Here is a 9,686-nt window from a genome sequence, read left to right on the forward strand (position 1 = left end):
AATCCATCTTCGTAGTATTGGGCGGTGCTTCAAATATTTTGAGAGTCTCCCAAACATTCAAGTTCTCCCATCTTTTTCTAGTAAAATAGTTATGCTATGGGCAACTCAAGGACAGAGGCCCTTTCTTTGCCTGTATAAATTGTCTGTTTTGCCTTTTTCTGATCCTTCTGAAGTGACCATACTCCGGCGTTGTTTGAATGTATACTGTATTCAGGGAAATTCGATGATGTTATATCAAGTCTGATCCTGCTGCCCTTTTGAAAACACCAATCGATGTCCCAGAGCTTTATATTGACTTCGCATACCTCTCCCGGCTCATAGCTAAGTCTTGCATCAGCATCATTTCTATATGCCAAAGTGGTAATGCTACCTCTAACATTATAACTCTTTTTATCTTCAAATTCCTCAATTACTTTTACATAGAAGGCTGTATCCTCTGCATCTGATGATACATGGAGTTTTACGTTGATCTGCCCAAGCACATGTATCTCATCTTCCAGTTTATCTGAAACAAAGCTAATTACATCGCTTCGATGGTCCGCTTCTTTTTGCAGGTGTGATCCGTTTTCCATCATTGAATGGAAGGTTGACTCTGCTCCGCAGACCATAACCGGATTCTTTGGATCATATACAAAAGAGCATTCTCCAGCATCCGTTACCATTTCGTTACATAGCTTTTTATCCTTATCAAGATAAAAGCTCTTAACTTTATTTGTTCTAACCGGGAACTCCTTAGGATATTCCCATTTATCTGCACCTACTTCATATAATCTTACATTCTCTGAAGTAGTCTTATTTTTTCTAAGTACCTCATCAAACCAGAGAGCAGGTGATGAAAAGGCATCTTCTCCTACGTGATCTGTTGTTTGATGATCTATACAATTTGCATACCCATGATTCCATGGACCGATCTCTATTCTGCTGATGGCCTTGGTCTCATCACTAAGAGCTTCCCAGGTCTCAATAGCGCTGCCAAGATGATGGTCATACCATCCCTCTCTAACGCATACGGGTATCTTCACCTTTTTCGGAATTTCCTTAAGCATTCCCCAGAAGCCCTCTTCCCAATAGGGATCATTTCTGTCTGTGTGGGTAATCCAGTCCCTATACCAGTCGAGCTTTACGCCCCAAAGCTTCTCATCTACCTCTGCCTGCGGCATATAGGCTGCACTTTCCAGATAATCTGCGCTAATCGGGACTCCCGCATTATTCATGGCCCAGTCCGTCAGGATATCCTGTCTGAACATACCATCCTTATATGCAGAGGTGTGTCTAAAGCAGCCATAAACTCCAAGATACATTGTCTTAACCTTGGACGGAACAGCATCAGCCATGCACCATCCCGTAAGTGCAAGGTAGGAATCTCCCCAATAACCTACACTCTCGATCCTGTCATCTTCCTGGAGCGCGTTCATAAAGGAAAGACCGTCTCTTCTCTCATTTATGTTAGGAACCCACTCTCCTTCAGAACCATGTATACCGCGGCACCACTGGACTGCAAAGGCAAAGCCCCTTTTATTAAACTCCCTTGCCTTAAGCTTCAGTAATTCCTCCTGATCTACATAGCAACATCTAACCGCTATGCAGGGAAGAGGATATTCCATATTTTTAGGGAAAAAGAACCATGTTTTCAGCTTTTTTCCATCTTCTGAAGGAACCATGACCTCTTCAAGTTCGCCTTCTTCTGCCACTATATCAAGTGGGATGTTGCAAAGAAGCTTCTTCTGCTTCTCCATATACTGTCTTATCATCTCTTCAATTGCTGCCTTATCTAATGCCATGGTTCATTCTCCTATATAATCGCTGGTTTATATCTGGCTAACCGTCCGGATACATGCTCCGGAAATTAAATATATCAGATTGTACCTGCTTCCTTAAAAGCAGCAATTTCTTCCTCTGAATAGCCCAGCACATCCTTTAAAATGCTGTCATTGTCCTGTCCAAGTGTGGGAGCCGGACGATTAATTCTTGGCATCATATCCATAAGCTTAATGGGATTACCATTTACCTTCATAGGTCCGATAACCGGATGATCAACATCGATAAACATCTCTCTGTCTTTACAAATATGCTCATCTTCAGTAATCTGCTTAACATCAAAGATAGGACCTGCAGGAATACCTGCCCCAAGAATAATATCAACTATCTCACTGACAGTCCTCTCCATTGTCCACTTCTCTATCTCTGCCTTCTGAATCAGATTGTTCTTCACACGAAGAGGAACAGTAAGGAATCGCTCGTCAGTTATCATATCTTCTCTGTCTATGAGCTTACAGAATTTCTCGTAAAGCTTCTGATTACCGCAGGCGATAACAACAAATCCGTCCTTTGCATGATATGTGTCATAAGGTGCAATTGACGCATATGCGTTACCATTTCTTACAGGGATTTTTCCCGAGTCAAAATATCTGATATACGCATTCTCAAGACTCGCTACCACAGAATCAACAAGTGAAACATCCACTCTTTGGCCAAGTCCGGTGCGCTCTCTTGCATGAAGTGCCATAAGTACGCCCATTATCATATTCATTCCGCCAAGGATATCACCCATGGCATTACCTGATCTTGTGGGCTCACCGCCCGGAATACCCGTAACAGACATAAGTCCGCCCATTCCCTGGGAAATAATGTCGTATCCGGGACGCTGGCTGTATCTTCCATAGCTTCCAAAGCCGGAGCATGCTGCATAGATGAGTCTTGGATTTATTTCCTTTAATACATCATATCCAAGACCAAGCTTTTCCATGACACCGGGTCTGTAATTTTCAAGAAGTACATCTGCCTTGGCAACAAGCTTCTTAAAAATCTCTTTTCCTTCATCACTCTTAAGATTTAAGGTGATTCCTCTTTTGTTCCTGTTAAGATTGGCATAATACATGCTCTCGCCGTTTCTGTAAGGTGCGTAGCCTCTGGCATCATCACCTTTTCCCGGAACCTCAATTTTAATTACATCTGCTCCAAAATCTCCAAGAATCGATCCGCCATAAGGTCCTGCCACAACTCTTGTAAGATCAAGGACGCGAACATCCTCAAGTGCTTGTCCGCCCATATTTAAAGCCTGTTCCATTACTTTTCCTCCGCATAAGGATCCTCGAAGGGCATAAGCTTAACTCCGCTTTCAAGCAAACTCTCAAGTTCTTCCTTTGAAACGTTTATCTTCATTCTCATAACTGCTGAGCCCATGGATTTTCCAAGGGAGTCAAGTCTAAGGCTCATTGTAGCGCCGCCGCCAAGTGCGTGGTGCATGACAAAATTCATTCCGTTTAAGGATGCAACCTCATATCTTGTGATATCGCCCTTTACCATATCACCAAAATAGTTCTTCAAATTCTCAGGTGTTGCTTCCCTTAAGATTATGTCGTAATATTCAGGTTTTCTTGCAAAAACACAAACATTACTGGTATCTCCCTTATCGCCGCTTCTTCCGTGTGCGATATCATATAAATATATTCTGGGCATGATGACCTCCTAATTTTCACTAAAAATCCATTCCTGAACCTCGGGGTTCAAAAATGCTACCAACTTATACTGTAAGAATGTGACTCTCAACCTTAAGTGCATCTCTTGGAATAACTGTAGGATAAAGTGCCATAACCTCCTGAACATGAGCTCTTCCTCCAAAGAAGGATGCTCCCTGAGGACCGTTAAGCTGAAGCGGGCTGATTTCCGGAATGATCTTAGCGCATTCAGCCTTATCCTCTGAGAATACTGCGATTCTCATTACGCATTCATTAAGTCTTGCGATGGTCTCAGGACTCTTATCAGCAACTCCAAGATGAAGTGAATCAAGACCGATGAAGCTGATATGCACATCATCTGCCTTCATACCTCTCTCCTGCATCTTCTTCATGATCACATCTGCACAGTATCTAGCCTTCTCATAGGCATCCGGCCAAGCAAAGGACAGCATTGAAACCGTCTTCCAGCCCTTGTGATATCCAACGCAAAGCTTTATGGTATCAGGTCTTTCATTACCCTTTATGCCTCCAACTGATACTCTGTTCTCACCCTTCTGAGTAACAGTAGCATGACTAATATCAACATTAACATCAGGTGTGTAGTAATTAGCAGGATCAAGAACTTCATATAAGAACTGTTCCTTAACACTCTGCTCAGTAATAAGTCCGCCACAATCAGGTGCCTTTGTAATCTCGAAGGTATCCTCTGTAATCTCAGCAATGGGGAATCCAAGATGTTCCATATCAGGAACGGATCTCCAGTCATACATGAAGTTACCGCCGGCACCCTGACCGCCGCACTCAAGAAGATGACCTGCCATAATACCTCTTGCAAGGTTATCCCAGTCATCATCTGCCCATCCAAACTCATGAGCAAAAGGTGCAAGGAAAAGTGCTGAATCTGCTGCTCTACCTGTTATAACCGTATCTGCACCATCTGCGATGGCCTTCTGAATCTGCTCGTGACCGATGTATGCGTTACAGTTGTAAATCTTATCCTTTATATCTTCAAAGCGAACACCGCTTGTGTCATTGCTTCCTGCAGTGTCCATTGAGGGAAATTCCCATCCGTCTGCAATAAGCTGAGGTATCTTATCCTTAATATCATCTCCTGTCACATAACCTATCTTATATCCCTTTAAGTTCTCAGCCTCAGCCCAGCTCTTAATGGAATCAACACAGCCCTGAACATTCATTCCACCTGCATTTGTAACAATCCTTATCTTTTTTTCAAAAGCCTCTCTTCCGGCTTCCTTAAGGAGCCTTGTTACAAAATCAGGCGCAAAGCCCTTTGTGGGATCCTTTATCTTCTGTCTTGCCATGATAGACAGTGTGAGCTCTGCAAGATAGTCGCAAGCCAGATACTGTATATCAGCTTTTCTGATCATATGTATTGCTGCATCCGGAGAATCACCCCAAAATCCCTGACCTCCGCCGATTGCTATTTTCTTCATTTCGTAGCCTCCTGATAAAATTCAGATAGTAAATAATTACTACAACGTTGTACTAGTATATTGAATATAAACCTATTTAGTGTATAATGTCAATAGTACATCGTTTGACTAAAGGATTTTTATTATGGTTACAATTAAAGACATTGCAAAATACACAGAACTGTCACCCAGTACAGTTTCTATAGTTCTTAGAGGACTTGGTAAGAAAAGAAATATTTCAGAGTCTTCTATAAAAAAAGTTCAGGAGGCTGCAGTTAAGCTTGGATACACTCCCAACATGCAGTCAAAGCTTCTTAGAAGTAACCTGCCCAATATGCCGGTTATCACCATATTCTGGGACGCTTCCGCAAGACAGGATACGCTTTCAAGATTTTTATCAGGCCTTCAGTCTTCAATAATTAAGCATGGTTATAAGTACGGACTAAATATCAACCCTTACAACACTTCACACCTTAAAGAAGCTATCACTCAAAGGACGCTGACCAGCAGTAATGGAATAATTATCTGTAATGCATCGGAGAACGATATGGAATATCTGGACAGCAACGATTTTCCTATTCCGATTGTTCTCTACAACAGATATTCCGAAAAATATCCAACTGTGAATATGGATGACAACGAGATCGGTGTCATTCCCGCAGAGGTCTTTGCAAGACATGAAAAAAAGCATCCCTGCATCCTAGGCTCAGTTGCTACCTTTAACGGTATGCACATCAGAGAAAATGTTTTTCGTTTCAAAATGAATGAATTTGGTATAACTGATATTGGAAAAATTGAAGTGCAGGACAGCCTTGCCGGTGGCTACATGGGAGCGCTGGAGATAAGTAAGAAGAAAGAACTCCCCGACTGTGTACTTTGTACTTCAGACAATATAGCTTTCGGTGCCCTTAAAGGTTTTTTCGAGAATGGAATAAAAATCCCTGAAGATCTGGAACTCATCAGTATAGGTAACGGTCTTAAAGATCATGAAGAATACGCTATCCCATCCCTTTCCGTAGTCGGGCTTCCCATTGAAGAGATGGCAGATGCATGCCTTACCAGAGTGGCCCGTGCAATTACCGAATTCGATCTTACACCGGACAGACAGCAATTCCATGTTGAATACATTTCAAGGAAAAGCTCTCCCGTGTGAATTATTTTCATAATCTATGCGGCAATTTGCATACAATATTTCAATTTTGGCTTATTTTTAAAGTATTTGTAAAATTTCTATGTTTTTTGTTATTTTTCTAACAGAATATTGTATAATGTAGTGTATGAGCGTTTAGCATTGATCTTTGTAATCATATGCTATCAAAATAGAAAAAGAAAAGGAGTTAAAGAAATGGCAGAAATCAATTTAACACAGTATGGCATTACAGGCACAACTGAGATCGTTCATAATCCTTCTTATGAAGTTCTCTATGAAGAAGAGAAAAAGGCCGGTCTTGAAGGCTATGAAGTTGGACAGGATACAGAGCTCGGTGCTGTTAATGTTATGACAGGTATCTACACAGGACGTTCTCCTAAAGATAAGTACATCGTTATGGATGCTAATTCTAAGGATACTGTTTGGTGGACATCAGACGAGTATAAGAACGACAACCATCCTATGAGTGAGGAAGTTTGGGCAACTGTTAAGGATATCGCTAAAAAAGAGCTCTGCGACAAGAGACTTTTCGTAGTTGATGCTTTCTGCGGTGCTAACAAAGACTCACGTATGGCAGTTCGTTTCATCGTTGAGGTTGCTTGGCAGGCACACTTCATCAAGAACATGTTCATCGTTCCTACAGATGAAGAGCTTGCAAACTTTGAGCCTGACTTCGTTGTTTACAACGCATCAAAGGCTAAAGTAGAAAACTATCAGGAGCTCGGTCTCAATTCTGAGACTTGTGTAGCTTTCAATATCACAAGCCGTGAGCAGGTTATCATCAACACATGGTACGGCGGCGAGATGAAGAAGGGTATGTTCTCAATGATGAACTATTACCTTCCTCTTAAGGGCATGGCTTCCATGCACTGCTCTGCTAACACAGATATGGAAGGTAAGAACACAGCTATCTTCTTCGGTCTTTCCGGAACAGGTAAGACAACACTTTCAACAGATCCTAAGAGACTCCTCATCGGTGATGACGAGCACGGTTGGGATGACAACGGCGTATTCAACTTCGAAGGTGGTTGCTATGCTAAGGTTATCGGTCTTGATAAGGATGCTGAGCCTGACATCTACAACGCAATCAAGAGAAATGCTCTTCTTGAGAACGTAACAGTTGATGCTAACGGCAAGATTGACTTTGAAGATAAGAGTGTTACAGAGAATACTCGTGTATCATATCCTATCGACCACATCAGCAATATTGCTTCAAAGGTTAACAAGATTTCAGCCGGTCCCGATGCTCAGAATGTTATCTTTCTTTCAGCTGATGCATTCGGAGTACTTCCTCCTGTATCTATCCTTACACCTGAGCAGACACAGTACTACTTCCTTTCAGGCTTCACAGCTAAGCTTGCAGGAACAGAGCGTGGAATCACAGAGCCCACACCTACATTCTCAGCTTGCTTCGGACAGGCATTCCTTGAGCTTCATCCTACAAAGTACGGTGAAGAGCTTGTTAAGAAGATGCAGAAGTCTGGCGCTAAGGCTTACCTTGTTAACACAGGTTGGAACGGCACAGGCAAGCGTATCTCCATCAAGGATACTCGTGGAATCATCGATGCAATCCTTAACGGCGATGTAAACAAGGCTGAGACAAAGAAGATCCCGATCTTCGATTTCGAAGTTCCTACATCTCTTCCGGGTGTTGATCCTGCAATCCTTGATCCTCGTGATACATACGCTGATGCTTCTGAGTGGGAAGCTAAGGCTAAGGATCTTGCTGAGAGATTCACAAAGAACTTCAAGAAGTATGAAGGAAACGATGCTGGTAAGGCTCTTGTAGCAGCTGGCCCGAAGCTTTGATTCCTTGAAAAGTAAATCTGATTAAGATATTAAAGGTGGTCACATTGATTTGTGGCCACCTTTTTTATCATCTTTTGCTAATGCATCTCATTAAAATATAGAGAGTTATGATACTTTATTATTTCTTTCTACAATAAAAAAGAGGTCAGAAAATATCTAACCTCTTATAATACTTAATCATTATTCAATTCAATATATTTAGCCTTCAATCTGGCTTTATGTAAGCCTATCGTCTCCATAGCTGAACAATACTTATCAGCCAGTGTTACGACCCATGCTTCTCTGCAAAGTGGTGGAACAACCGTAAGAGGCCACATATGCTTCTTAATAATATCCTTCTCTCTCTCTGTCAATACGAAGTCCCTGGATGCGTTTTTAAGGGCCGTAGAGGGGTGAAAAAAGCCATGAAGCTTTGGATGTACATTTCCCTTATCTTTGCCGTCTATATGCCAATCATAGAGGAAATAATCGTGTAATAAAGCTCCTCTGACCAGATCTCTCTCTTTACATTTAGCATGTAAAAAACGATTGATCCTAACAGCTCTCTCTGCAACATTAACACTATGCTCATACACAGACATATCGCCATGCTGTATAAACTTATGGGACTTTAAAAAAGAATGCGAATTCAGGATCTCACTACCATGCTTCTCAAGCAATTCCCTTGCAAGCTTTTTCTTTTCTTCTCTTGTCATAACTTACTTATATCTTCCTGAAAAAATCATATCATGATGCATCTGCACTAACAAATGTCACTAGAAAGCTACCGATCTAAGCAGTCTTATAATTATCCTGCAAATAAACACCAATAAAATTACTTTTTCATTATATAGCTGTGTGGAAAAAAATCAAATTAAAATTTAGCGAAAAAGGGTAAAAAAAGATGCCTAGACTCGGAATCGAACCAAGGACACGAGGATTTTCAGTCCTCTGCTCTACCAACTGAGCTATCTAGGCATTTGTGAGTAGCGGGGACAGGATTTGAACCTATGACCTTCGGGTTATGAGCCCGACGAGCTTCCAGACTGCTCCACCCCGCGATATTAAGTTAAATGGATGGCGGTGGATTCGAACCACCGAAGCAATTTGCAGCAGATTTACAGTCTGTCCCCTTTGGCCACTCGGGAAGCCATCCATATAAAGAGCCGATGAGCGGACTCGAACCGTTAACCTGCTGATTACAAATCAGCTGCTCTGCCAATTGAGCCACATCGGCTTATCTCAAAGAAAATCTTTGAAATAGTGGGGCCTACAGGGCTCGAACCTGTGACCCTCTGCTTGTAAGGCAGATGCTCTCCCAGCTGAGCTAAGACCCCATTCAAAATTTATTCAATTTTGAGCGACCCGAAGGGGGTTCGAACCCCTGACCTCCGCCGTGACAGGGCGGCGCTCTAACCAGCTGAGCCACCGGGCCAAATTCTTGAAGTTGTACCTTCAAAACCGAACACTGAATTATTCCATCTTATTCCAAATCTCTTTGTTCTATATCCTATTGGACAAGCCCTCGACCTATTAGTACACATCAGCTGAACATGTTACCATGCTTACACCTTGTGCCTATCTACCTCATAGTCTCTAAGGGGTCTTACTCCACAAAGGAGGGATATCTCATCTTGAGGGGGGCTTCACGCTTAGATGCCTTCAGCGTTTATCCCTTCCGGACTTGGCTACCCAGCCTTATGCATCTGGCGATGCAGCTGATACACCAGCGGTCCGTCCATCCCGGTCCTCTCGTACTAAGGACAGCTCCTCTCAGATATCCTACGCCCGCGCCGGATAGGGACCGAACTGTCTCACGACGTTCTGAACCCAGCTCGCGTACCGCTTTAATGGGCG

7 protein-coding genes, 6 tRNA genes and 1 rRNA gene are annotated in these 9,686 nt (G+C 42.4%); 2 read left to right on the plus strand and 12 right to left on the minus strand.

The features are described from left to right. Nucleotides 1-89: 89 nt before the first annotated feature. From G608_RS21060 to G608_RS0112230, 4 genes are all read right to left on the minus strand, one after another. Entirely contained in the window at nt 90-1,781 is a 1,692-nt protein-coding gene (locus G608_RS21060; RefSeq protein WP_035795493.1) for a CocE/NonD family hydrolase, read from the minus strand. 74 nt (nt 1,782-1,855) lie between these two features. Further along, nucleotides 1,856-3,067, minus strand: coding sequence for a CaiB/BaiF CoA transferase family protein (locus tag G608_RS0112220; RefSeq protein WP_242829388.1), 1,212 nt, complete (start codon nt 3,065-3,067; stop codon nt 1,856-1,858). After that, nucleotides 3,067-3,459 (minus strand): AtuA-related protein, encoded by a 393-nt coding sequence (locus G608_RS0112225; protein ID WP_026496276.1) that lies wholly within the window; start codon nt 3,457-3,459, stop codon nt 3,067-3,069. Before G608_RS0112225 ends, G608_RS0112220 begins: the two co-directional genes overlap by 1 nt. Nucleotides 3,460-3,523: 64 nt before the next feature. Further along, entirely contained in the window at nt 3,524-4,912 is a 1,389-nt protein-coding gene (locus G608_RS0112230) for an acyclic terpene utilization AtuA family protein (protein ID WP_026496277.1), read from the minus strand. 124 nt (nt 4,913-5,036) lie between these two features. Here G608_RS0112230 and G608_RS0112235 point away from each other — a divergent pair, with 124 nt between their 5' ends. Together G608_RS0112235 and pckA are read left to right on the plus strand one after the other, a co-directional pair. Continuing rightward, nucleotides 5,037-6,044, plus strand: coding sequence for a LacI family DNA-binding transcriptional regulator (locus G608_RS0112235; RefSeq protein WP_026496278.1), 1,008 nt, complete (start codon nt 5,037-5,039; stop codon nt 6,042-6,044). Between the two features lie 192 nt (nt 6,045-6,236). Further along, nucleotides 6,237-7,850, plus strand: coding sequence for a phosphoenolpyruvate carboxykinase (ATP) (pckA, locus tag G608_RS0112240; RefSeq protein ID WP_026496279.1), 1,614 nt, complete (start codon nt 6,237-6,239; stop codon nt 7,848-7,850). 173 nt (nt 7,851-8,023) lie between these two features. Here the strand turns inward: pckA and G608_RS0112245 are convergent, their stop codons facing one another. The 8 genes from G608_RS0112245 to G608_RS0112285 form a co-directional block, all read right to left on the minus strand. Further along, nucleotides 8,024-8,545, minus strand: coding sequence for an HD domain-containing protein (locus G608_RS0112245; RefSeq protein WP_051209275.1), 522 nt, complete (start codon nt 8,543-8,545; stop codon nt 8,024-8,026). Nucleotides 8,546-8,734: 189 nt separating this feature from the next. Beyond that, nucleotides 8,735-8,807: transfer RNA gene (locus tag G608_RS0112250), tRNA-Phe, on the minus strand. A gap of 9 nt (nt 8,808-8,816) precedes the next feature. Beyond that, nucleotides 8,817-8,890: transfer RNA gene (locus tag G608_RS0112255), tRNA-Met, on the minus strand. 13 nt (nt 8,891-8,903) lie between these two features. After that, a tRNA-Tyr gene (locus G608_RS0112260) sits at nt 8,904-8,985 on the minus strand. An 8-nt stretch (nt 8,986-8,993) separates the two neighbouring features. Then, nucleotides 8,994-9,066, minus strand: a tRNA-Thr gene (locus G608_RS0112265). A gap of 27 nt (nt 9,067-9,093) precedes the next feature. Continuing rightward, nucleotides 9,094-9,166 (minus strand) — tRNA-Val (locus G608_RS0112270). A 24-nt stretch (nt 9,167-9,190) separates the two neighbouring features. Then, nucleotides 9,191-9,264, minus strand: a tRNA-Asp gene (locus G608_RS0112275). 78 nt (nt 9,265-9,342) lie between these two features. After that, nucleotides 9,343-9,686, minus strand: a 23S ribosomal RNA gene (locus G608_RS0112285); the annotation flags it as partial.

The organism is Butyrivibrio sp. WCD3002 (assembly GCF_000424265.1).
In the GTDB taxonomy this organism is placed as follows: Bacteria; Bacillota; Clostridia; order Lachnospirales; family Lachnospiraceae; genus Butyrivibrio.